General features: G+C 72.3%; 21 protein-coding genes and 2 pseudogenes. 6 read left to right on the forward strand and 17 right to left on the reverse strand.

The window, feature by feature from the left end:
* Window positions 1-106 precede the first annotated feature (106 nt).
* The 11 genes and pseudogenes from AC4BDD_RS31520 to AC4BDD_RS31570 form a co-directional block, all read right to left on the reverse strand.
* Window positions 107-1,591: an FAD-dependent monooxygenase gene (locus AC4BDD_RS31520; RefSeq protein WP_490692048.1), complete on the reverse strand. Its 1,485-nt coding sequence runs from the start codon at window positions 1,589-1,591 to the stop codon at window positions 107-109.
* 234 nt (window positions 1,592-1,825) lie between these two features.
* Window positions 1,826-3,292 (reverse strand): alkaline phosphatase family protein, encoded by a 1,467-nt coding sequence (locus tag AC4BDD_RS31525; protein ID WP_490692049.1) that lies wholly within the window; start codon window positions 3,290-3,292, stop codon window positions 1,826-1,828.
* Entirely contained in the window at window positions 3,289-4,458 is a 1,170-nt protein-coding gene (eboE, locus tag AC4BDD_RS31530) for a metabolite traffic protein EboE (protein ID WP_490692050.1), read from the reverse strand. The genes AC4BDD_RS31525 and eboE overlap by 4 nt, the downstream gene beginning before the upstream one ends.
* Before the next feature lie 10 nt (window positions 4,459-4,468).
* Window positions 4,469-5,329, reverse strand: coding sequence for a TatD family hydrolase (locus tag AC4BDD_RS31535; protein ID WP_490692051.1), 861 nt, complete (start codon window positions 5,327-5,329; stop codon window positions 4,469-4,471).
* Between the two features lie 168 nt (window positions 5,330-5,497).
* Window positions 5,498-6,202, reverse strand: a pseudogene (locus AC4BDD_RS31540) (EboA domain-containing protein); the annotation flags it as partial.
* Window positions 6,203-6,300: 98 nt separating this feature from the next.
* Entirely contained in the window at window positions 6,301-7,197 is an 897-nt protein-coding gene (locus AC4BDD_RS31545; RefSeq protein WP_490692052.1) for a sugar phosphate isomerase/epimerase family protein, read from the reverse strand.
* Window positions 7,194-8,402: an SCO3242 family prenyltransferase gene (locus AC4BDD_RS31550; RefSeq protein ID WP_490692053.1), complete on the reverse strand. Its 1,209-nt coding sequence runs from the start codon at window positions 8,400-8,402 to the stop codon at window positions 7,194-7,196. Before AC4BDD_RS31550 ends, AC4BDD_RS31545 begins: the two co-directional genes overlap by 4 nt.
* 203 nt (window positions 8,403-8,605) lie before the next feature.
* Window positions 8,606-9,742: an inositol-3-phosphate synthase gene (locus AC4BDD_RS31555; protein WP_490692054.1), complete on the reverse strand. Its 1,137-nt coding sequence runs from the start codon at window positions 9,740-9,742 to the stop codon at window positions 8,606-8,608.
* A gap of 154 nt (window positions 9,743-9,896) precedes the next feature.
* Window positions 9,897-10,025: pseudogene (locus AC4BDD_RS31560) on the reverse strand (glycosyltransferase family 2 protein); the annotation flags it as partial.
* Between the two features lie 131 nt (window positions 10,026-10,156).
* Window positions 10,157-10,345 carry a DUF2795 domain-containing protein gene (locus AC4BDD_RS31565; protein ID WP_490692055.1) on the reverse strand — a complete coding sequence of 63 codons (189 nt, stop codon included), beginning with the start codon at window positions 10,343-10,345 and terminating at the stop codon, window positions 10,157-10,159.
* A gap of 107 nt (window positions 10,346-10,452) precedes the next feature.
* Complete coding sequence (locus AC4BDD_RS31570) at window positions 10,453-11,034, reverse strand: TetR/AcrR family transcriptional regulator (protein WP_490692056.1); 582 nt, start codon at window positions 11,032-11,034, stop codon at window positions 10,453-10,455.
* Window positions 11,035-11,202: 168 nt separating this feature from the next.
* Here AC4BDD_RS31570 and AC4BDD_RS31575 point away from each other — a divergent pair, with 168 nt between their 5' ends.
* From AC4BDD_RS31575 to AC4BDD_RS31590, 4 genes are read left to right on the forward strand one after another with little or no spacing between them, the layout of a single operon-like run.
* Entirely contained in the window at window positions 11,203-11,772 is a 570-nt protein-coding gene (locus AC4BDD_RS31575; protein WP_490692057.1) for a dihydrofolate reductase family protein, read from the forward strand.
* 1 nt (window position 11,773) lies between these two features.
* Window positions 11,774-12,274 (forward strand): anthrone oxygenase family protein, encoded by a 501-nt coding sequence (locus AC4BDD_RS31580; RefSeq protein WP_490692058.1) that lies wholly within the window; start codon window positions 11,774-11,776, stop codon window positions 12,272-12,274.
* A 51-nt stretch (window positions 12,275-12,325) separates the two neighbouring features.
* Window positions 12,326-13,330: a GlxA family transcriptional regulator gene (locus tag AC4BDD_RS31585; protein WP_490692059.1), complete on the forward strand. Its 1,005-nt coding sequence runs from the start codon at window positions 12,326-12,328 to the stop codon at window positions 13,328-13,330.
* A complete protein-coding gene (locus AC4BDD_RS31590; protein WP_490692060.1) occupies window positions 13,327-14,154 on the forward strand; it encodes a DJ-1/PfpI family protein in 828 nt (275 codons plus the stop codon). Before AC4BDD_RS31585 ends, AC4BDD_RS31590 begins: the two co-directional genes overlap by 4 nt.
* A gap of 145 nt (window positions 14,155-14,299) precedes the next feature.
* Here AC4BDD_RS31590 and AC4BDD_RS31595 read toward each other — a convergent pair whose 3' ends face one another.
* Window positions 14,300-15,409 (reverse strand): ScyD/ScyE family protein, encoded by a 1,110-nt coding sequence (locus AC4BDD_RS31595; RefSeq protein ID WP_490692061.1) that lies wholly within the window; start codon window positions 15,407-15,409, stop codon window positions 14,300-14,302.
* Between the two features lie 476 nt (window positions 15,410-15,885).
* On the opposite strand from AC4BDD_RS31595, the gene AC4BDD_RS31600 reads away from it, so the two are divergent.
* The gene (locus AC4BDD_RS31600; RefSeq protein WP_490692062.1) at window positions 15,886-16,914 is read left to right on the forward strand and encodes a methyltransferase; all 1,029 of its coding nucleotides are present in this window, start codon (window positions 15,886-15,888) and stop codon (window positions 16,912-16,914) included.
* Window positions 16,915-17,025: 111 nt separating this feature from the next.
* Here the strand turns inward: AC4BDD_RS31600 and AC4BDD_RS31605 are convergent, their stop codons facing one another.
* The 4 genes from AC4BDD_RS31605 to AC4BDD_RS31620 form a co-directional block, all read right to left on the reverse strand.
* Complete coding sequence (locus AC4BDD_RS31605; RefSeq protein ID WP_490692063.1) at window positions 17,026-17,271, reverse strand: hypothetical protein; 246 nt, start codon at window positions 17,269-17,271, stop codon at window positions 17,026-17,028.
* Window positions 17,268-17,924, reverse strand: a complete 657-nt coding sequence (locus AC4BDD_RS31610; protein WP_490692141.1) for a TNT domain-containing protein — start codon at window positions 17,922-17,924, stop codon at window positions 17,268-17,270. The genes AC4BDD_RS31605 and AC4BDD_RS31610 overlap by 4 nt, the downstream gene beginning before the upstream one ends.
* A 92-nt stretch (window positions 17,925-18,016) precedes the next feature.
* Window positions 18,017-19,054, reverse strand: coding sequence for a DMT family transporter (locus tag AC4BDD_RS31615; protein ID WP_490692064.1), 1,038 nt, complete (start codon window positions 19,052-19,054; stop codon window positions 18,017-18,019).
* 37 nt (window positions 19,055-19,091) lie between these two features.
* Window positions 19,092-20,303: a pyridoxal phosphate-dependent aminotransferase gene (locus tag AC4BDD_RS31620; protein WP_490692065.1), complete on the reverse strand. Its 1,212-nt coding sequence runs from the start codon at window positions 20,301-20,303 to the stop codon at window positions 19,092-19,094.
* A 107-nt stretch (window positions 20,304-20,410) separates the two neighbouring features.
* Between AC4BDD_RS31620 and AC4BDD_RS31625 the strand changes: the two genes are divergently transcribed.
* A complete protein-coding gene (locus tag AC4BDD_RS31625; protein WP_490692066.1) occupies window positions 20,411-20,806 on the forward strand; it encodes a winged helix-turn-helix transcriptional regulator in 396 nt (131 codons plus the stop codon).
* Window positions 20,807-20,860: 54 nt separating this feature from the next.
* Here AC4BDD_RS31625 and AC4BDD_RS31630 read toward each other — a convergent pair whose 3' ends face one another.
* A complete protein-coding gene (locus tag AC4BDD_RS31630; protein ID WP_490692067.1) occupies window positions 20,861-22,132 on the reverse strand; it encodes an MFS transporter in 1,272 nt (423 codons plus the stop codon).
* Window positions 22,133-22,168 lie beyond the last annotated feature (36 nt).

Consider the following 22,168-nt stretch of genomic DNA (forward strand, 5'->3'; position numbering starts at 1 on the left):
GTGGGGTCTCGGGTGTGCGGGGGAGCACACGGGTGGCGCGGTCACCGTGTGCTGTCCGGTGACCGCGCCACCTCGGTCGGCGCGGCGGCTGTGGGCGCTGAGTGGCTCAGGCCGCGGCCGCGGGCTCGCCGAACCAGCGCTTGAGCGCGTCCTCGAGGTCGCCGCCGTCCGGCGCGGCCCACACGATGTGGCCGTCGGGGCGCACCAGCACGGCGTGCAGCCCGTCCTTGTCGTCGTCGTTGTCCTGTGCGACCCAGGCGCCGAAGACGAGGTCGACGCGGTCGGACCAGCCGGCGGCCCGCTCGCGCACCTGGTGGCCGGCGTGCGGGGCGATGAGCACGCCGCGGCCGCCGTGCAGCAGTTCGGCGACCCGGGTGGTGGTGCCGTCCTCCAGCTGGATCTCGCGGGCGGGCGACAGCCTAAGGCCCAGCAGCGGGTGGCCCTCGGCGCCCACGTCGTAGCGGTTGTCCAGGCCGCTGACCAGCCCGGCCAGGTGGCGCGCGGCGTCCGGGATCCGCACCAGCTCGCGCATCAGGTCGCGCAGCGGGTCCATCTCCGCCCCGCTCAGGTAGAGCAGGGACTGCGCGAGGGTGTCGCGCAGCAGCCGCTCGCCGATCGGGTGACGCTCGGCGTGGTAGGTGTCGAGCAGGCCCTCGGGCGCCCAGCCGTTGAGCACCGCGGCCAGCTTCCAGCCGAGGTTGACCGCGTCCTGGATGCCCACGCTCACGCCCTGCGCGCCCAGCGGGGCGTGGTCGTGCGCGGCGTCGCCGGCGAGGAACACCCGGCCGCGCCGGTAGTCGGTGGCCTGGCCGGTGGCGTTGGTGAGGGCGGCCATCCAGGTGGCCTTGGCGTGGTGGATGGACTCCCCGGTCATCCGCTGCCAGGCGTCGGCGACCTCGTTGAACTGCAGCTCGCCCTCGCCGTGGTGCGGGCGCACGCCCGGCTCGTGGATGACGATGCGGTCGACGCCGCCGCCCAGGCTGACGGAGAGCACCATGCCGCCGCCGGGGATCCGCTCGCCGATGGGCCGCATGCGCAGGTCGGCGCCGACGACATCGGCCAGGTACATGCCGCGGGTGGCCTCCAGGCCGGGGAAGTCGATGCCGGCCAGCCGGCGGATGGTGGAGCGGGCGCCGTCGCAGCCGACAAGGTAGGCGGCGGTGTCCTCACCCGGGCCGTCGGGCCCGTTGAACTCGATGGTGACGCCGTCGTCGGTCTCGCGGTATCCGGTCACCTCGTAGCCGCGGCGGATGGGGACGCCGAGCTCGGTCACCCAGCTCAGCAGCGCCTCCTCGGTGCGGTACTGGGCCAGGCCCATGACCCCGTAGTGGCTTTCCTCCAGCGCGTCGAAGTCGATGCGCACACCGCCGTAGTGGCCCTGCTTTCCCCACCTGAACTCGCCGATCCGGGAAAGCAGCCCGCGCTGGTCGAGTACTTCGGCGGTGCGACCGGTGAATCCCAGGCCCCGTGTTTCTCCGCTGGCCGCCGGGAGTTTGTCGTAGAGGACGACGTCCGCGCCGCCGAGCCGGAGTTCACCGGCGAGCATCAAGCCGACCGGCCCGGCACCGACGATTATTGCGCCATTTGCCATGTTCGATCTCCTCGTACAGTCGAAAAGTCGTTGATTACCGCGGCGGCGTGGTGGCCTGTGACCAGACGGAACGCTCAACCGTATCCAGGGCCCGGGACCGTTCAACCGACAGCGCAGGGCACTTGAACACCGGGCCGGATGATGCTGCCCCAGGGAATCGACGGATGAAGTCGCGGAAATGTATGGCTGCTTTAGCCGGAATGCAGTGCGGTTCGAGTATTTCTCTGTCGGGTATCAGGATTCGGCGGCCGCGGGCGAGAGGCCGGCGTCGAGACCGGCGAGGCGGAGCAGGAACGATTTCACGTCGGTGGCCTGGAGATGACCGGTGACGGCGCCGGGCTTGGAGCACAGCACGAGCGGGCCGTCGGCCGGGTCGTCGGGGAGCCGGCCGTGGCTGCCGCGGACCGGTGAGGGGTCCAGCGGGACGACCGCCATCCGGTAGCGCATTCCGAGCTTCTTGCGAGCGAGCGCCCCGGCCGCCTTGAGCCTGACGTACGGGTCGTGGGGGTCCATGAACAGCTCGACGGGGTCGTAGCCGGGCTTGCGGTGGATCTCCACCAGCTGGGCGAAGTCGGGGGCGCGGGCGTCGTCCAGCCAGTAGTAGTACGTGAACCAGGCGTCCGGCTCGGCGACGGCGACCAGCTCGCCGGAGCGCGGGTGGTCCAGACCCGCCTCCTTCTTCCCCACGTCGTCCAGGAGCCTTTCGATGCCCGCGAGGCCGGCCAGGGCCTGCCGGGTGGCGGCCAGGTCCTCGGGGCGGCGCACGTAGACGTGGGCGATCTGGTGGTCGGCGACGGCGAAGGCCCGGGAGGCCATCGGGTCGAGGTACTCCATGCCGTCCTGGGTGTGCACCTCCAGCAGGCCCGCCCGGCGCAGCGCCCGGTTGATGTCGACCGGCCGGGTCACCCGGGTGATGCCGTACTCGGAGAGGGCGACGACGGTGCGGCCGGCGCGGCGGGCGTCGGCGAGGAGGGGGGCGAGGGCGGTGTCGAGCTCGGCGGCGGCCCGGTGGGATCGGGGGTCGTCGGGCCCGAACCGCTGGAGGTCGTAGTCGAGGTGGGGCAGGTAGCACAGGGCCAGGTCGGGGTGGCGGGTGTGCAGGATGTGCCGGGTGGCGTCGATGATCCATTGGGAGGAGGCGAGGGAGGCGCCCGGCCCCCAGAACTGGAAGAGCGGGAAGGTGCCGAGCTTCTGCTCGAGTTCGTCGTGCAGAGGGGCGGGCCGGGTGTAGCAGTCGGGTTCCTTGCGGCCGTCGGCGTAGTAGATCGGGCGGGGGGTGACGGTGATGTCGGTGTCCGCGCCCATCGCGTACCACCAGCAGATGTTGGCGACGGTGTAGCCGGGGTGAGCGCGGCGGGCGGCGTCCCACAGCTTGTCGCCGTGGACCAGGCCGTTGTGCTGCCGCCACAGCAGGACTTCGCCCAGGTCGCGGAAGTACCAGCCGTTGCCGACGATGCCGTGCTCGGCGGGCGGGGTGCCGGTCAGGAAGGTGGACTGGGCGGCGCAGGTCACCGCGGGAAGCACGGTGCCCAAGGTGGCCTGCGACCCCTGCCGGCCCAGGCCGCGCAGGAGCGGCATGTGCTCCAGCAGCCGGGGGGTGAGGCCGACGACGTCCAGGACGAGCAGCGGGGTGGGGGCGGTGCGGGGGGTCGGGCCGGGGGTGGGGGCGTCGGTCGGCTCGTCGGTCGGCTCGTCGGTCATTGCAGCTCCTTGAGGCCCAGGTCGGTCAGCAGGTCGCGGGCGAGGGCGAGTTCGGCCGCGATGCCGTCGGCCAGCTGGGCGGGGGTGCGCGGGCGCAGCTCGGGCGGCAGCGCCTGCCAGGTGTAGGTCTCGACCTCCAGGTGCCGGGTGCGCGGGGCCGGGCCTTCGACCAGGCCGCTGAGGGCGTCCTTCAGGACGGGCAGGGTGGAGGTGAGCGGCGCGGCGGGCGGGGCGTGCAGCGGCACGTGGAAGTGCGCGCGCCAGGGGCCGGTGTCCGGGAGGGCGCCGCCGGCCAGCGCTTCGCCGAGGTCGTCGGTGCCGCGCAGCCCGCCGGGGGTGAGGGTGCGGGTCTGGTGCAGGAAGCGGGGTTCGTCGAAGGCGGCCAGCGCCTGGCGGACCTCGGGCCGCCCGGGGTCGTCGGCGTGCAGGGCCGCGGACAGCTGGGCTTTCACGATGGGCACCCCGGCGGCGTCCAGGGCGGCGAGCGCGGCGTCGGGGTCCTCGAAGGAGGTGGCCAGGTGGCAGGTGTCCAGGCAGAGGCCGATGCGGGGGTGGGAGATGGAGCCGAGGGGCGCGATGGCGTCGGCGGTGGTCTCGACGGTGCAGCCCGGTTCCGGTTCCAGGCCGACGCGGATCGAGCGGCCGCTGCTCTCCTCCAGGGCGTCGAGCCGCCCGGCGAGGGTGGCCAGCGCGGCGCGGGCGGCCTCGGCCCGGGTGTCGTCGAAGGGGGTGCGCCAGGCGATCGGCAGGGTGGAGACGGTGCCCTCGGTGACGTCGTCGGGGAGCAGCCGGGCGAGCAGGTGGGCCAGGTCGGTGGTGTACCGCAGCCGCTCCGGATCGGTCCAGTCCGGCCGGTAGACGCGGTACTTGACTTCGCTGGCGCCGAATCCCTGGTAGGGGAAGCCGTTGAGGGTGACGACCTCCAGGCCGCGCCGGTCGAGTTCGCGGCGCAGCACGCGGACCGCTGCCGGGTCGGCGGTCAGGGCGCGGGCGGCGTCCCTGGCCAGCCACAGGCCGATGCCCAGGCGGTCGCGGCCCAGCCGCCGGCGCACCGGCTCGCAGTGGTCGCGCAGCTGGGCGAGCACCCCGTCGAGGGTTTCGGCCGGATGGACGTTGGTGCAGTAGGCGAGGTGGACGACGGTGCCGTCCGGGTGCCGGAAGCGCATGCCCAGCCCCTCACTCTCCGCCGCGGAGGATGGAGTTGCCCTCGTGCAGGGCGGCCGGCTCGGCGAGGTGCCCGGCCAGGTCGAGGTTGAGCCGGCCGCTGAGCCCGTAGAAGGCGACCGGGTTGCGCCACAGCACCTGGTCGACGTCGTCCTCGGTGAATCCGGCGCGCAGCATCGCCTCGCCGACCTTGCGGGTCTTCAGCGGATCGCTCCTGCCCCAGTCGGCGGCGGAGTTCACCAGCACTTTCTCCGGCCCGTAGTCCTTGAGGACGGCGACCATGCGGTGCTCGTCCATCTTGGTGTCCGGGTAGACCGAGAAGCCCAGCCAGCAGCCCGCCGCCTTGGCCTCCTTCACCGTGGTCTCGTTGAGGTGGTCCAGCAGCACCCGCTCCAGCGGCAGCGCGGATTCGGCGACCACGTCGATGGTGCGGCGCAGCCCGGCGAGCTTGTCCCGGTGCGGGGTGTGGACGAGCGCGGGCAGGCCGTGGTCGGCGGCGAGCTGAAGCTGGGCGGCCAGGGCGGCGTCCTCGGCCGGGGTCATCGAGTCGTACCCGATCTCGCCGACGGCGACGACGGAGTCCTTGACGAGGTAGCGGGGCAGCTCGTCGAGGACGGGAGTGCAGCGCGGGTCGTTCGCCTCCTTGGGGTTCAGGGCGATGGTGCAGTGGTGCACGATCCCGTACTGCGCGGCCCGGAACGGCTCCCAGCCCAGCAGCGCGTCGAAGTAGTCGAGGAAGGAGGCGGGCGAGGTGCGGGGCTGGCCCAGCCAGAAGGCCGGTTCGACGACGGCGCGGACGCCCGCGGCGTACATGGCCTCGTAGTCGTCGGTGGTCCGGGAGGTCATGTGGATGTGCGGGTCGAAGATGCGCATCAGGACTCAGGACTCCTTCGCCTCGGCGGCGGGCCAGGCAGTGATCTTCGCGTCGGTGGCTGGTGCGGTCGCGTGGGTGGCGGTGGCGGCCGCTGTGGCCTTTGCGGGTGTGGTCGCGTCCGTGGCGGGTGCTGAGGCCTTGGCGGTTGCGGTCCGGTCGGCGGCGGGTGTTGTCGCGTCGGTGGCGGTCGCGTCGGAAGGTCTCGCCTCGGTGGCGGTCGCGGCGAGGACGCGGTGCAGGTCGTCGGGGACGGGGCGGCCGGCGGCGGTGCGCTCCTCCGCGTAGTCGCCGAGCATGCGGGCCAGCTCGGCGTCGCCGCGGGCGCGCTCGGGCAGAGCGGCGATCGTATCCACGGGCACCCCGGTGAACAGGCATTTGAGGACGGCGTGCCGCCAGGCGTGCGGGGTCAGGTGTTCGGCGGCGTACGGCCCGACGGCGGCGGCGATCAGGCGGGTGTCGTTGGCGCGCAGCGCGTCCTCGACGAGCGGCAGCCCCTGCGCGGGGTCGATGCCCAGCTGTGGGAGGGCGAGCAGCACGGCTCGACGTTCGGCGGCGGTGCCCTGGTGGTAGAGCCTGGCCACGGTGGCCGCCCGGGCGCGGGCGGTGTGCAGCAGCAGGACGCGGGCGTCTTCCGCCGCGTCCTCGGCGCCGCCGCAGTGCCGGCCGGCCTCCGCGAAGCGCAACTCCCAGGCGGGCAGGGGCGTTCTGGCGGCGGTCTTGGCCGCCTTGGCCGCCGCTGCTGCGGTGCCCGCCCCGGCGGGAGGCCCGGCCGCTGCCTCGGCCGCTTCCGCGGCGGAGGCCAGCGCCTGGTCCAGCCAGGCCCGGGCGGCGGGCGTCAGCCGGGCCTGGAGTGTGGTGCGCAGCGCGGCCATCGCGGCGGCGGGTGCCTTGGCTGCCACTGCGGTGGTGGTCGTCTCGGCTGCCGTCGCCGTCGTCACCGCCGCGGTCGCGGTCGTACCGTCGGTGGTGGTCACCGGGTGCCTCCGTTTCGCAGGAACCGCAGCGAGTGCGCGGCGAGGTCCGGGCCGGCATGGGAGTGGCGGGGCAGTTCGACGACGGTCAGCCCCTGATAGCCGGTGGCGGCCAGGGCCTCCAGGACGGGCGGGAAGTCGATCTCGCCGTCGCCGAACGGGAGGTGCTCGTGGACGCCGCGCCGCATGTCCTCGATCTGGACATGCCGCAGCCAGGGCGCCGCGGCGCGTACGCACTCCGCCGGTGGCTCCGGCTCCAGGCACTGGCAGTGGCCGATGTCCAGGGTGAGGCCGAGGACGCCCGGCTCCCCGAGCTCCTTCCGCAGCCGGTGGAAGTCGGCGAGGGTGGCCAGCAGATGGCCCGGCTCGGGTTCGACGGCGAGCGGCACGCCGGCGGCGTCCGCCGCCTCGAGTACCGGCTGGAGGGCCTCGCCCAGCCGCTGCCAGGCGGTGTCCTCGCCGGTGCCGTCGGGCCTGATGCCGCTGAAGCAGTGCACGGCGTGCGCGCCCAGGTCGGCGGCGACCCGCACGGCCCGGACCAGCAGCCGGGCGCGGGCGGCCCGTGCGTCGGGGTCCGGGTCGAGCAGCGAGGGGCCGTGCTTGCGCCGGGGGTCGAGCACATAGCGGGCCCCGGTCTCGACGGTGACGCCGAGCCCCAGCTGCTCCAGGCGCGCGGCCACCTGGCGGGTGCGGGCGGCCAGGTCGGGCGCCATCGGGTCCAGGTGCATGTGATCGAGCGTCAGGCCGACGCCGTCGTAGCCGAGGTCGGCGAGGAGGGCGAGGGCGTCGTCGAGGCGGAGGTCGGTGAGGCCGTTGGTGCCGTAGCCGAGCCGCAGACCCGTGCCCGTGCTGGTGCTGGCGCTGGTGCCCGTGCTGGTGGTCGTCCTGGTGCTCATGTCGGGCTCACCTTCCGTGCCAGCTTGCGGGCGATCGGGACGAGGCTCGCCACCACCATCGCGGTCCGGCCGGCCCCGGCCCGCGCGGCGAGCGCGGCCTGGAGCGGGATCATCGCCCGGATGCCGCCGCCGACGGCCCGCTGGGTGAGCGGCGGCGAGGGGTTGAGCACGGCGTGGAACAGCGGTTTGGCCGAGGTGGCCACGTATCCGGCGGCGAATGCGGTCTGCGCGAGGTCCCGGGCGGAGCCCGGCAGGCCGAGGGAGGCTGCGGCCCTGCGACCTGCCGGGGGCTGGAGTGCGGTGACGGCCGGGTGCGTGTGCCGGGTGGGTGGGTGTTCTGGCCGCTGCCCGAAGTGGCCGCCGGTCGCGCGGCGACGGCTGGTCAGGACGCCCAGCGCGGCCGTCACGCCCAGCGCCGCCAGCGGGACGACGGCCGAGCCGCCCTCGGTCTCGCGCCGCGAGACCGAGGTGACCGCGTAGGTGTGCCCGCCCAGCGCGACGGCCGGGCCCGCCGCCCGGCGCAGGCCCGCCCAAGGAGAGGAGGCCGCCGTGCCGCGCGGCCCCGGTCCGGCCGTCGGCGTTGTGCCCGTCTCCGGCCAGGCGGACGAGGTGGCGGTGGGGCGCGGCCTCCATCCGGGCGTCGGCGCCGCGCTCGTCTCTGGCCAGGCGGACGAGGTGGCGGTGGGGCGCGGCCTCCATCCGGGCGTCGGCGCCGCGCTCGTGTCCGGCCGGGCGGACGCGGTGGCCGCCGCGCCCAGGAGCAGGTCCAGGGAGCGGGCCGCCGCCATCGTCGCCGGGCCCGCCTTGGTGTGCTTCAGCCCCAGGTCGTACGCCCAGACCGTGCCGGCGAGGGCGGTGGCGACCAGCCCCGCGGGGCGGCCCGCCCGGTACGCCAGCGCCAGCCCGGCCGCGGTCAGGCCCGCGCTCGCCGCCAGTGCCGCGCCCGGCCTGATCCGACCGGAGGGGATCGGGCGGTGCGGGCGCTGCACCGCGTCCTCGTCCCGGTCCGCCCAGTCGTTGAGCGCCATTCCGGCCTCGTAGAGGCAGAGCGAGGCGCCGAGCGCGAGCCCGGTACGGCCGTTCGGGCGCAGCCCGGCGGCGGCCGCACCGGCGAGCGCGTCGCCCGGCACCGTGAAGAGTGCGGAGACCCGCAGCAGTTCGGCCCAGGCGCGCAGCCCGGCGGCCCGCGAACGCGCCGCGCCCACCGCATCCTGAGCCGGGTGCGGGCGGCCTGCGGCCTGCGCGGGTGTGGGTGCGGGCTCGGTGTCCGCCCGGGTGTGCGCTTCGCCCGCGACGACCCGCAGATGGGCTGCCCCCTGCGCGCGCCCCGAGCGATGCGGCCCCCCGGCCTCCGCAACCGGGCTCGGCCCGGCGCCCGGCGCCGGGCCCGAGTCGGCTTCCGGCCCCCTCATCGGCCCACTCGCAGACGGCCGGCGAAGCCGAGCAGGGCCTCGTACTGCTCTGCCAGGGCGGACGATTCGCCGTCCGGGTCCTTGAAGTAGAAGCCCAGCTCCGGGCGGGGGCCGGTCAGCCCGGCCTGGTGGGCGCGGGCCATCAGCCGCGCCAGGTCCAGCACCAGCGGCGCGGCGAGCGAGGAGTCGCAGCCCTGCCAGGTCGTCTGGAGTGTCATCCGCGTGCCGAGGAAGCCCTCGAAGGCGATGTGGTCCCAGGCGGTCTTCCAGTCCCCGAGCGCCGGGACGTCGTCGATGTGCACCTCGCCCTCCGGGAGGGTGCCGAGCGTGTCCTGGAGCACCCGGTTCTTGCCCGCGTTCTTGGCGGCCGCGGCCGCCGGGTCGGCGAGCGCCGCGCCATCACCGCCGCCCAGCAGATTGGTGCCGGACCAGGCCCGTACCGTCAGGGCCCGCTGCTGGAACATCGGCGCGAGCACGGCCCGCAGCAGGGTCTGCCCGGTCTTGCCGTCCCGGCCGGTGTACGGCAGCCCGCAGTCGGCGGCCTGCTCGGCGAGGGCCGGGTGGTGCAGGCCGGTCGAGGGGGTGAAGTTGACGTACGGGCATCCGGCGCGCAGCGCGGCCGCGGCGTACAGCGAGCTGGCCGGCAGCCTGGTGTCGTCCGGGGCGGGGGTGGGTTCGGTGGAGGCGACGTTGACCACGACGACGCGGGCCGTCCCGCGCCGCGCCGCGAAGTCCTCGATGTCGGCGGCGAAGGCGGCGATCAGCTCCTCGTCGCCGCGGGAGTCGCCGGGCAGCGGCCCGCCCGCCCGGATCTCGGCGTCCGCGGCGGCGAGGTCGCCGCGCACCGCGGCGGACAGCTCGTGCGGCAGCACTCCCTGGGCCGACAGCTCCTCGGCGCGCTTGGGCAGCGGGCTGCTTCCGGTGTCGTGTCCGCCGAAGACGAGCGAGGACAGCGCGGGCAGCCGGCTCGCGGCGAACGGCGGTGTCTCGGTGACCAGGCCGGTCGCCGGGTACAGCCCGGCGGCCATGGCTGCGCAGCCCGCGATCGCTGTCGTCGCGACGGACCCGCGGGCCCCGATGAGCCACACGCCGGTCGGGTATCCGGAATCGGCGGTATCGGCGTGAAGGGACACAGACAGCCTCCTGAGTACGCGAGCGCTTCCGCGAGCACCCAGTCAGCATGCCGACGACTCACCCCCGCGGCTGCGTGGCTCCGGGCGTCATTGAGCCACTGCCGAGCCGTTCCCGACCATGGTGTGCAGCCGAAGCGAGGCGGCAGCCACCTGATCAGATGACCGGTGGTCGGCCCAGACGGGTCATTCGCCACACCGTGGCCCACCGCATCGGCCGCCTGGGCGGGCAGGGCGTGCGCAGACCTTCGGCGAAGCCGCCGAACCGGGCGCGCAGCTCTTTCGCGTACAGCGCGGCGGGAGGGGCGGCAGCGCGAGCCATTGCCGACGACCACCACCCCTGCCGCGCAAAACGTCGGTCTCCGAGACCCCAGGCAGGTCTCGGAGACCGACGGAATGCTCGGCGCCGATGGCGGGTCAGGTCTCGCCCACTTCCTTGCTGATTTCGGCGGGGTTCTTGTACTCCTTGTCCGGCAGGCTCTTCAGGGCGTCCATGATTTCGCGCCCTGCCTTGTGCTTCTCGGCCGCCTGAACGATTTTTTTCTTCTGCGCGGGGTATTCGACGCCGCCGAGGGCTTTCTGCATTTCAATGGGATTTACTTTCATACCGCCATCAGTACCTGCGCCCTCGCGGGCCCGCCACCGGTGGTGCGGCGAGCGGGTGACGGGCCGGCGCCAGACAGCGCCTCCGGTCTGGCGAGAGGCCGGCCTCGTCAGCCGGCGTCGGCCGGGAGGAGGCGCGTGACCATGGCGTCGATGAGGGCGTCGAGCCGGTGCCGGGTGAGGAGTTCCGGGACGGTCAGGTCGTCGACGATGAGCCCCAGCATGGCGAGGTAGAGCAGGAAGACCCCGGTCCGGTCGCCGGGCAGGTCGCCGCTGAGGTGGAAGTCGATGTTGGCGTCGAGCTCGGCGGTGAGGAAGCGGCTCAGCTCGGCGTGGAGTTCGGGCCGCCGGGTGGCCTCCAGGCGCAGTTCGAGCATGGCCAGGTGGCTGCTGCGGTCGCCGCGCATGCGGTCGATGAGCTGCAGCATCAGGGTCCTGACCAGCTCACGCGTCGGCTCGGTGTCCATGGTGGCGGCCAGTTCGGCCGGATCGGGGGTCAGCCGCTCGCGGGTGCGTCCCATGACCTGGGCCAGCATGTCGGCGCGGTTGGTGAAGTAGTTGGACGCCGTCCCGGTGGGCACGGCCGCTTCCTTGTCGACGGCGCGCAGGGTCAGGCCTCGGGAGCCCTCGCGGGCGAGGACCTCGATGGCGGCATCGAGCAAGGCGGTGCGGCGGGCCGGGTTCTGACGCATCGGCAGCTCCTGAGAGAAAGACATTGACACCACTGCGAGTGCAGTACTACGGTCAAACCACTTCAAGCGCAGTATATAGGCGGCGGCTTGGCGCGCGGAGCCGGACAGGCCCCGCCCCGCCTCGGCCCCGCCGTGTCGTGTCGTGTCGTCGCAGGGAAGAGAGACCGGATGCGCAAGCTCACCTACTACGTCGCCGCCACCCTGGACGGCTACATCGCCGACCCGGACGGCGGTTACGACTTCCTGCCCTTCGAGGGGGAGGTCCGCGAGGCGATCCTCGCCGAGTACCCCGAGACCTTGCCGGTGCACGTCCGCGGCCCGCTCGGGCTGACCGACACCCCGCACCGGCACTTCGACACCGTGATCATGGGGCGCGCCACCTACGAGCCGGCCCTGAAGGCGGGGATCACCAGTCCCTACGCCCACCTGAGGCAGTACGTCGTCTCCCGCACCCTGACCTCCACCGACCCGAAGGTGGAGATCGTCGCCGAGGACCCGGCCGCGCTCGTGCGCGACCTGAAGAAGCAGGATGGCAGGGGCATCTGGCTGGCCGGCGGCGGCAAGCTGGCCGCCGCGCTCCGCGACGAGATCGACGAACTGATCATCAAGCGCAACCCGGTCGTCATCGGCAGCGGCATCCCGCTGTTCGACGGCCCCTTCGCCCCGACCGGCTTCCTGCCGACCGCGCGCCGCGACTTCGACTCCGGCGTCAGCATCGTCACCTACACGAGGGCATGACATGAGAGCACTCGCCACCCCGTCCCTGCTGGTGGCCACCGTGACCACCGGTCTGATGGCCGGCCTGTTCGCCGCCTTCGCCTACGCCGTCATGCCCGGCCTGCGCCGCGGTGACGACCGCACGTTCGTCACCGCGATGCAGCAGATCAACAAGGCGATACTCAACGGCTGGTTCATGACCTGCTTCCTGGGGGCGGTCGTCGCGCTGGGGCTCGCCGCCGCCGCGCAGTGGACCACGGGCGATCGCACGGTCTTCGCGTTCGTCGTCGCCGCGCTCGTGTTGTACCTGGCGATGTTCGTCATCACCGCGGCGGTCAACGTCCCGCTCAACGACGAACTGGCCGACGCCGGCCGGCCGGACCGTATCGGCGACCTCGCCGCCGTGCGGGAGCGCTTCGAGTCCACCTGGATCACCTGGAACATCGTCCGTGCGGTGACCTCCACCGGCGCGTTCGGCTGCCTGGCGTGGGCCCTGGTGCTGCACGGCCGCGCCACGCGCTGAGGCCCACCGCCACACGTTGAGGCCCGGGCGGCGCGTGGTGGGATCGCTGGCATGGACAACCAGCGGCGCGTACTGATCGTGGCCTACGACGACGCGCAGATCCTCGACATCGCCTGCCCCAGCGGCGCGTTCGACATCGCCAACCGGTACGGCGCGACCCCGCCCTACGGCATCGAGCTGGGCACCCTCGGCCGCCGCGCGGCCCGCAGCTCGGCCGGGATCGTGCTCGGTGCCGGGCGCGGGCTGGAGGCGGTGACGGGGCGGCTGGACACGCTGATCGTCGTCGGTGGCGTGGGGTACGCCGAGGCGTCGGCGGACGAGCGGCTGGTGGGGCAGGTCCGGCGGCTGGCGACGCGCAGCCGGCGCGTCGCCTCGGTGTGCACCGGCACCTATGTGCTGGCCGCCGCCGGGCTGCTGGACGGTCGGCGGGTGACCACCCACTGGGGGTACGGGGAGCAGCTCGCCGCCCGGCACCCGGAGGTGGCCGTCGACGTGGCGCCCCTCTGCATACGCGACGGGAACGTCTACACCTCGGCCGGCGTCACCAGTGCGCTCGACCTCACGCTGTCGTTGATCGAGGACGACCACGGGCCGACGCTGGCCCGCGCGGTGGCCCGGGAGCTGGTGTCGTACCTTCACCGGCCCGCCGATCAGGCCCAGATCAGCATGTTCCTCGCCGCCCCGCCGCCCGGTGACCGGCTGGTGCTCGATCTCACCGGCTACATCGCCGGTCATCTGGCCGAGGACCTGACCCCGGGCGCGCTGGCGGCGCGGGCGGGGGTGAGCACCCGGCACCTGACGCGCCTGTTCGCCGCGCACCTCGGCACCACTCCGTCACGGGCGGTGCGGGCGGCACGTACCGAAGCGGCAGCGCATCTGGTGCGCTCAAGCCGGTTGCCACTGGCCGCGATCGCGCGGCGCTGCGGGTTCGGCTCGCCGCACACCCTGCGACGGGCGTTCCTGGAGCACTATGGGCTCAGCGGAGACATGATTCGCGCGTTGCCGGACATGCCGCGGGCGCGCGTGCCCACGCCGCAGAAGACTTCCGTGCCATGACGCATTCGACGACCCGCAGAAATCTGCTGCGCGGGACCGTTGCCACGGCGGCGTTCGGTGCCGTGGGCGCGGCCCAGACCGGAGCCGCGCAGGCCGGAACCGCGCCGGCTGGAACCGGTCAGGCCGGAGCCACCCGGACCGGGACCGCCCACACCGGGGCCGCGCCGGCCGGCGCGAGCCTCGACATCGGCATCCTGCTGTACGACGGCTACAGCCTGCTGGACCCGACCGGCCCCGCAGAGGTGCTCTCCCGGCTGCCGGGCGCGACGGTGACGATGGTCGCCCAGCGGCGGGGCCCGGTCCGTACCGACACCGGGGACGTGGCCGTCATGGCCGAGCGGTGCATCGCCGACGTCGACCGCCTCGACGTCCTGCTCGTACCCGGTGCGGGCAATCGCGGCACGGTCGCGGCGATGGAGAACCAGGAGCTGCTGCGCTGGATCCGCCGGATCCACCGGCGCAGTCGGTGGACGACCTCGGTGTGCACCGGCTCGCTCGTCCTCGCGGCGGCAGGGCTGCTCGACGGCCGGCAGGCGACCACGTACTGGGCCTCCGCCGACTATCTCCAGACCCACTACGACGTCACCTACCTGCCCGAGCGCTATGTGCGTTCGGGGAAGGTCATCACCGCCGCGGGGGTCTCCGCCGGGCTGGACATGGCGCTCTATCTGGCTTCCCTGATCGCCGGAGAGGACACGGCGAAGGCGATCCAGCTGGGCGTCGAATACGATCCGCGGCCGCCGTTCGACGCCGGCAACGCCGCCCGGGCCGATGCTGAACTGAAGGAGCGGGCGCTGCGGATCCTGGCGGAATCCCAGGTGTGAGCGGCGCCCCCGCCCGGGGACGTGACGCGGTCGGCCCCGCCGGTCGAGGAGGACCGGCGGGGCCGACGCCGCGACGCGGGTGAGGCCGCGGCAAGGCTTGCGACGCCGCGGCAGGGCCGCGGTGTCCTTGCGGTGGCGGCTCCCGTTACGGGTGGACCCGCACCAGCTGGCCGTTGGTGCTCGTGCTGTTGTTGGTCACGTAGATCTCGCCGCCGGGGCCGATGTCCAGGCCGGTGGGCGCCTTCAGCTGGTCGCCGGTGTCGATCTCGGTGATCTGCTTGGTAGCCAGGTTGATCTTGGAGAGGCTGCCGGGCAGCGGCGGGCCCTGCTGGAAGCCCTTGGTGAACGACAGCGCCAGCAGGTTGCCGTGGCAGTCGAGGTCGAGATCGATCAGGTTGGTCAGGCCGGTGACGAGGACCTGCGGCTTCTGGCCGGGCGCGATCTTCCAGATCCGGGCGGCACCCGGCTTGGTGCCGCTCATGTCGGCGACGTAAACCGTGCCGTCCCAGCTCCTGACGATGCCGGTGGGCACGCCTTCGACGTCGCCGGTCGGCAACTGGTTCTTGGGCAGGACGAACTCGGTGGTGGTCGTCCCGCCGCTGGCGCGCACGATGGTGTTGGCACCCGCGTCGGTGACCAGCCAGTCGTCCCCGCTCTGCACGAAACTCCACGGGTTGGCGTGGATCTCGCCGCCGTCCGGGTTGAGCCGGGTCTCGTGGTCGGTCAGGTCGGCGAGGACCTTTCCGTCCTTGGTCTGGAAGAGGGTGCCCAGCTTGGCCCCGTTCGGGCCGAGCGCGGCCCGGGAGGTGTTGTCGCCGCCGAGGCCGGTGACCACGACGTAGTTGCCGTCACCGGCGGGCACCACGCGCGAGGGGCCGTTGGCGGAGACCGAGGCTCCCGGGGTCGCCGGGCCCACGGCCGAGGACGGCAGGCCGGTCACGATGCGGCCCTGCTGGGCGCCCTTGACCTGGTAGATCGACCCGGTGAGGCCGGCGCAGGTCTTGCCCGCCTCGCAACCGGGCAGCCCCTCCCCGGACTCGGCGACCAGGATCGTGCCGTCGCGCAGGGCGGTGACGTCCCGCGGGTTCTTCAGGCCGCTGGCTATGACCTCAAGGGTCGCCTGCGTCGTCGTGCGCGGCGGCTTCGGCGGCCTCGGGATCGCCTGGGCGGGGCTGGCGAGCAGCGGCGCCGTGACGCCGGCCGCGACCACCGCGGCCAGGAGCGCACCCTTCCAGGGCTTGCGTGATGTCGACATGTCTCTCCCTTTGTGTGACGCGCCCCCGTCCGGGGAGCCATATGAAACGTGCGTCACGATAGGCGCCCGAACCCCAAGGGTCGCGGCTTGTACAGGAAGCCGGTCGACGCCCCCGCTATTTCTCCGGTTTCTCTGTAGCGAACCTCTGGCGAAGCTGTACGGGAAGTGTTCAAGTGCGGTGTTTCCGCGGTTGAACACAGGCGCCGATTTGAACAGACTCACCGAGTTGCACACGCTCTCCGGTGGCCGGAGGGAATTCGATCCGCCGCATCCCCGTATGTGTCTGGGAAGGAGCGGATGGAATGATCCCGGGCGCTGGAGTAACGCTCTAGAGTCAGCCGAGCGCGATCCATATTTTGGAACCGATGCATCCCGTCCGGCCGCTGGAATACGGGTGACCGCGCTACACGCGTGGTGGCGGTCGCGGGCCCCCGGAGAAGTCCGATATCGCTGCGCAACCGCCACGGAGGAAACGCATGCCCGCCTTGCCGCCCCCTGAAGTGCCCGCCCCGTTCGCCCTGCTGGAGCTGGCCATGGGCTCGATGGTCACTCAGGCGATCTACGCCGCCGCCGAGCTCCGCATAGCCGACGAGCTGAAAGACGGCCCGCTGAGCGCCGAGGAGATCGCGCGGCGGGTCGAGGCCAACCCCGACGCGGTCTACCGGGTGCTGCGGCTGCTCGCCAGCTACTCGGTGTTCGCCGAGCAGAAGGACGGACGGTTCGCGCTCACGCCGATGGCCGACGCGCTGCGTGCGGACGCGCCCATCTCCATGCGCGACATCGCCGTGCTGATGGGGCATCCGATCCACTGGGAGGACTGGGGCCACTTCATCGACGCGGTGCGCACCGGCGAGCCCAGCCTGCCGAAGCTGCGCGGGATGGGTGCCTTCGAGTATCTGGAGTCGAACCCGGAATACGGCTCGGTGTTCATCTCCGGCATGGGCAACATGTCGGCCACCGAGACCGAGCCGATTCTGGCGGCCTACGACTTCTCGCCGTACAAGACGATCGTCGACTTCTGCGGCGGACAGGGCGGCCTGCTCTCCGGCGTCCTGAAGCAGACCCCGGGCTCGCGCGGCATCCTCTCCGACCCCCGGGTGGGGAACAACGGCGCCGCGGACTTCCTGGCCGAGCAGGGTGTCGCCGACCGCTGCACGCTCGCCGACGGCGGCCTGTTCGACCCGGTGCCGGCCGGTGGTGACGCCTACCTCCTCAAGCACATCGTGCACGACTGGCCGGAGGACAAGGCGCTGGAGATCCTCAAGAACATCCGCAAGGGCATCAACCCCGACGGCCGCCTGCTGATCATGGAGATGGTGCCGCCGTCGGAGGGCAACGACCCGCACTCCGGCAAGCTGGTCGACCTGTGGCTGCTGCTCCTCGTCGGCGGCAAGGAGCGCACCACCGAGCAGTACGCGGACCTGCTCTCCGCCGCCGGCTTCGAGCTGGAGCGCGTGGTGCCGACCGCCTCGGCGGTGTCCGTCGTCGAGGCCCGCCCGGTCTGACGGATCCGGCCGCCGGGCGGGGAGGCGGCGTGACATGACGACGGGGCCCTGGCCGATGGCCGGGGCCCCGTCAGCGTCACGCTCCTCATGAGCCCCGCTTGCGGCCACCGGTCAGACGCCGATCAGGGTGTGCAGGTGAGCGCATGCCCCGGCCTCTGTGTCGTGTTCGGCGACCGGCTCGTACCTGCCCCGCTCGAACACCCCCGTCTCCCAGCCGCCGCCAGGCCGCGCGCGCAGATAGACGAAGTCGGGCGGGGTGGGCACGGGCTCGTGGACGCCCTCGATCCAGTAGTGCTCGGCGGGCACTCCGGCCTCCCGGAGTGCCCGTTCGAGGGTGGCCCGGTGGCTGTGGGTCACGCGGGGACGCGGACCAGATACCCGTGGTCGAGCAGCCACTTGACGTTCAGCCGCTGGCCCTGGCCCGGGTCGAGGAAGGCCGGGTCCAGCTTGATCTGCCGGCCACCGCCCGGCTGCTCGAACCAGGGGGCGATGGAGCCCTGCCAGACGACGAACGGCCTGGTCACCTGGTACACGTGATAGTCGCATGGGAAGGCCGCGTCCCGGGTGTTGAGGTTCTGCGGGGGCAGCGCACGCTTGGCGTACGGGTCGCCGGCCGGGGCAAGGTACGAGCCGGTCTCACCGCCGAAGCGGTCCAGGCGCTCGCCGGGAGCCAGCAGCTGCGGGGCCTTGTCGACGGTGCCGTTGACCTCGGCGAAGCCGTCGTTGGGCGGGTACTTCCAGGTGCCGGTATCGGCCGGCCCCTGCCAGTACTTCTTGAGGAACTCGGCGGAGGAGAGCTTTCCGGTGCGATGGTAGGGGTTGAGCAGCGGCCCGACCGGCTGCTGCCACTTCCGCGGCAGGTGCTTGGGGCCGAGCCGCTTGTCGCCTTGGAACTCGTCCGTGCAGGGGGCCGGCGGCGCGGCGACGGCCGGGCGAGCGGTGGGCTCGGCCGGGGACGCCTGGGCCGCCTGGGCGGAGGGGGCGACCGCGAGGGCGGCGGTCACACCCATCGCGGCGAGGACGGCGCGAATCCTCAGGTCGGTACGGCTTCGCTCCACGCGGGTCTCCTTCGGTATGACTGTCGGCACGCGGCACACAGTAGTCAATCGTCAACAAGAAGTGACTGGTGTGCGAGTGCGAATCGGCCATCCGTGCCCCGCGGAGTTTTGCGGGTCCGTTGGATGGCCAACAGCACGCCGCTGATGAGCAGTGCGATTCCGGCCAGCTCCAGTGGCGGTGGCATGCGGCCATCCCACGTGAAGACATAGATCAGCCCGGAAATTCCCTGGATGACGGCGAGCTGCCCCGCAATCGAAATCGGCACCAGTCCCGAGGAACGGTTCCACAGGACGGTTCCGGCCCAGGAGACGAGGACTCCGAGAACCAGGCTGCCGATGAGCAGCGGGAGGAGCGAGTCCGCTCCGTCGATGTGCACTCCGCCGGACACGGTGGCGATCGGCAGGGCGGCCAGGGAGAGTGCCAGCGTGCACACGCCCATGAGCGTGGACCAGGTGGACGACGAGATCTCCGGGTGCTCTCTGAGGAATTTCGCATTGGCCACCGCGTACCACGTCCACAGGCCGAGCGCCGTCAGTGTCGACGCGACGCCGATCATCCAGGTCGTTCCGTCGTGACCGCTGAGGGCTGTTCCCCAGTCGACCTCCATGAGGTTGACCAGGACCAAGCCGACCGTGATGAATCCCAGGGGCAGGAGCAGGCGCGAGAAGGAGAACTCCTTGCGGACCCAGTTTCCCGTCAGTGCGACGGTCACCGGGAGCGTTCCGATGATCACTGTGGCGATGGGCGCACCGGCGTGTCTGATTCCTTGCACCAGGAAGAAGTAGTAGCCCAGGTGCCCGGCGAATGCGAACGCCATGGCGGTAAGCCATATTCGCCGACCCAGGCCGCGCATCCCGGCACCGCGGGTGAAGATCATGATGCCGACCGATACCACTCCGAAGAAGAGGTACCGTCCCAGCGCGAGTGCGACAGTGTCCGAGGCGGGGAGCAGCACGGGGATCAGAAAGGCCAGACCCCAGATCAGATTGGCGGTCACGCCGCACAGCACGCCGATGAGAAGTGACGGAGATTCAGACGGGGATGCAGACGGGGATTTGGATGGGGATTTAGTGGTGCGCATTCGCGGCTTCTTCCGGGCGGGGGCGCGTGCCGCGCCGCTACTGGCGGTAGGTGGCGAGGAAGCGGCCGATGCGGTTGATCGCGGTCTCCAGGTCGTCGGCGCGGGGCAGGGTGACGAACCGGAAGTGGTCCGGGCGGGGCCAGTTGAAGCCTGTGCCCTGGACGATGTGGATCTTCTCGCGCAGCAGCAGGTCCAGCACGAACCGCTCGTCGTCGACGATCTTGTGTACGGCCGGGTCGAGCTTGGCGAAGGCGTACAGGGCGCCCTTGGGCTTGACGCAGCTCACGCCCGGGATCTCGTTCAGCGCCCGCCAGGCGACGTCGCGCTGCTCGGTGAGCCGGCCGTTGGGCAGGGTGAGGTCGTGGATCGACTGGTGGCCGCCGAGCGCGGCCTGGACGGCGTACTGGGCCGGCACGTTCGGGCACAGCCGCATCCCGGCCAGCATGGTCAGGCCCTCGAGGTAGTCGCGGGCCTGCGCCTTCGGTCCGGAGACGACCAGCCAGCCACTGCGGAAGCCGGCCACCCGGTAGGCCTTGGAGAGGCCGTTGAAGGTGAGGGTCAGCACGTCGTCGGCGAGCGCGGCCAGACAGTGGTGCTCGGTGCCGTCATAGAGGATCTTGTCGTAGATCTCGTCGGCGAAGACCATGAGGCCGTGTCGGCGAGCGAGCCCGAGGATGCCCTCGAGGAGCTCCTTGGAGTAGACCGCGCCGGTGGGGTTGTTGGGGTTGATGACGACGATGGCCTTGGTGCGGTCGGTGATCTTCGCGGCGATGTCGTCGAGGTCGGGGTACCAGTCCGCCTCCTCGTCGCAGACGTAGTGCACGGCCCGGCCGCCGGCCAGGCGGACCACGGCCGTCCACAGCGGGAAGTCCGGGGCGGGCACCAGCACTTCGTCGCCGTCGTCCACCAGCGCCTGCACCGCCATCTGGATCAGCTCGGAGGCGCCGTTGCCGAGATAGACGTCATCGACGCCCACGCCGCTGACGCCGCGCTGCTGGTAGTACTGCACCACCGCGCGCCGGGCGGGCAGGATGCCCCGGGCGTCGCTGTAGCCGTGGGCGTTGGGCAGGTTGCGGATGATGTCCTGGAGGATCTCCTCCGGCACCTCGAAGCCGAACGGCGCGGGGTTGCCCGTGTTCAGCCGCAGCACGCTGTGGCCGGCCTCCTCCAGGGCGTTGACCTGGTCGGCCACCGGGCCACGGATCTCGTAGCACACGTCCTTCAGCTTGCTGGACTGCCGAAACTCCATCTGCGGCCTCCCGACCGTCGCCATCACCGTCGCACGCTCCGCCGTGCTTGCTTGGTTTTACCAAGTGACAGCTTTGAAAGTCCAACCTTTTGGCTATGCTGGCCACCATGCCACGCCGAAGCTACGACCAGTACTGCGCTGTCGCCCGCGCCCTGGACGCGGTGGGAGAACGCTGGAGCCTCCTGATCGTCCGTGAGCTGCTGCTCGGCCCGCGGCGCTACACCGACCTGCACGCCGACCTGCCGGGCGTCTCCACCGACATCCTCGCCAGCAGGCTCAAGCAGCTGGAAGGCGAGGGCCTGGTCGAGCGCCGCCGACTGGAGCGGCCCGCCAACGCGACGGTGTACGAGCTCACCCCGCGCGGACTGGCGCTGCGTCAGGTCATCGACGCCCTGGCCGCCTGGGGCCTGGACGCACTCGACCCGCCGCGCCCGACGGACGCGGTGCGCAAGCACTGGTACACCGAGCCCGTCCCCGCCGAGCAGGCTGTGGACACCCCCTAGAAGAGCGGCCACCAGCCGTGCGCCGCGCGTTTCCGCGACGACCTTGACGGCCGGTCAGCCGCGCCGGGTGCCGACGCCGGTCTGCGCCTGGTGGCCCTCCGGGGCCCCGGGGCCCAAGCGGGTGGTGCGGCGTTCGGCCACGGCGGCGAGGACGGCGGCGGTGAGGGAGGCCAGGCCGCCGAGGTAGAGGCCGGAGCGGGCGCCGAGGTGTTCGGCGAGCCAGCCGATCAGCAGGGCGCCGAGCGGGGTGGAGCCTTGCAGGATCAGGGTGTACAGGGCCATGACCCGGCCCCGGTACTGGGGGTCGCTGCCCAGCTGGATGCGGTGGTTGGCGGCCTGGGTGAAGAAGATGGACGCGAAGCCGGTGAAGAAGAGGAGAGCCACGGCCACGGGGAAGGTGGGGGCCCAGCCGGCGGCGGTCTCCAGGACGCCGAAGACGAGGGCGGAGCCGATCACCAGGCGGCCGGTGGGGCGGCTGCGGCGGGCGGTGCCGGCGAACGCGCCGAGCAGCGACCCGGCGGCCAGGCCGGTGGTCAGCAGTCCGAAGGAGGTGGCGTCGGCGTCGAAGACGGTCTTGGCCAGCAGCGGCAGGGTGAGCTGGAAGTTCATCCCGAACAGGCCGATCACCGCGACCAGCGCCACCGGTAGCAGGAGATCGGACCGGCCGGCGACATAGCGCAGGCCGTCGACGACGCGGGGGCGGGTGTCTCCGGCCGGGCGGCGGTGGAGCTCGGCGGGCCGCATCAGGCGCAGCCCCACCACGGTGGCCGGGTAGCTGACGGCGTTGAGGAGCATCACCCAGCCGGTGCCGAAGCCGGTGATGACGACGCCGGCGATGGCCGGGCCGATCACCCGGGCGGTGGAGAAGTAGGCGGCGCTCAGCGCGGAGGCGTTCGGCAGCAGGTCGGGGCCGACCAGTTCGCTCACGAACGACATCCGGGTGGGCACCTCGAGCGCGTTGACGATGCCCAGCGCGAAGGCGCCCAGGCAGATGTGCCACAGCCGGATGGCGTCGGTGAAGACCAGCACCGCCAGCAGCAGGGCCAGCGCCCCGGAGACCAGGTTGGTGACGGTCAGCAGCATGCGCTTGTCGTACCGGTCGGCGAGCCGCCCGCCGTACAGGGTGAGCAGCAGCAGCGGGGTGAACTGGAGTGCGGTGACCACGCCCAGGGCCGTGCCCGAGTCGTCGGCGAGGTCGAGGACGAGCCAGTCCTGGGCGACGACCATCATCCAGGTGCCCATCGCGGACACGAGTTGCCCGGCCACGAAGAGCCGGAAGTTGCGCACCCGCAGGGAGCGGAACGTCGAGGCGAGTCTGCTGGTCATGTGGTGAGTGTGCGGGTCAGGAGCGGGGGATGACGC

Source organism: Streptomyces sp. JLBT605 (assembly GCF_058215555.1).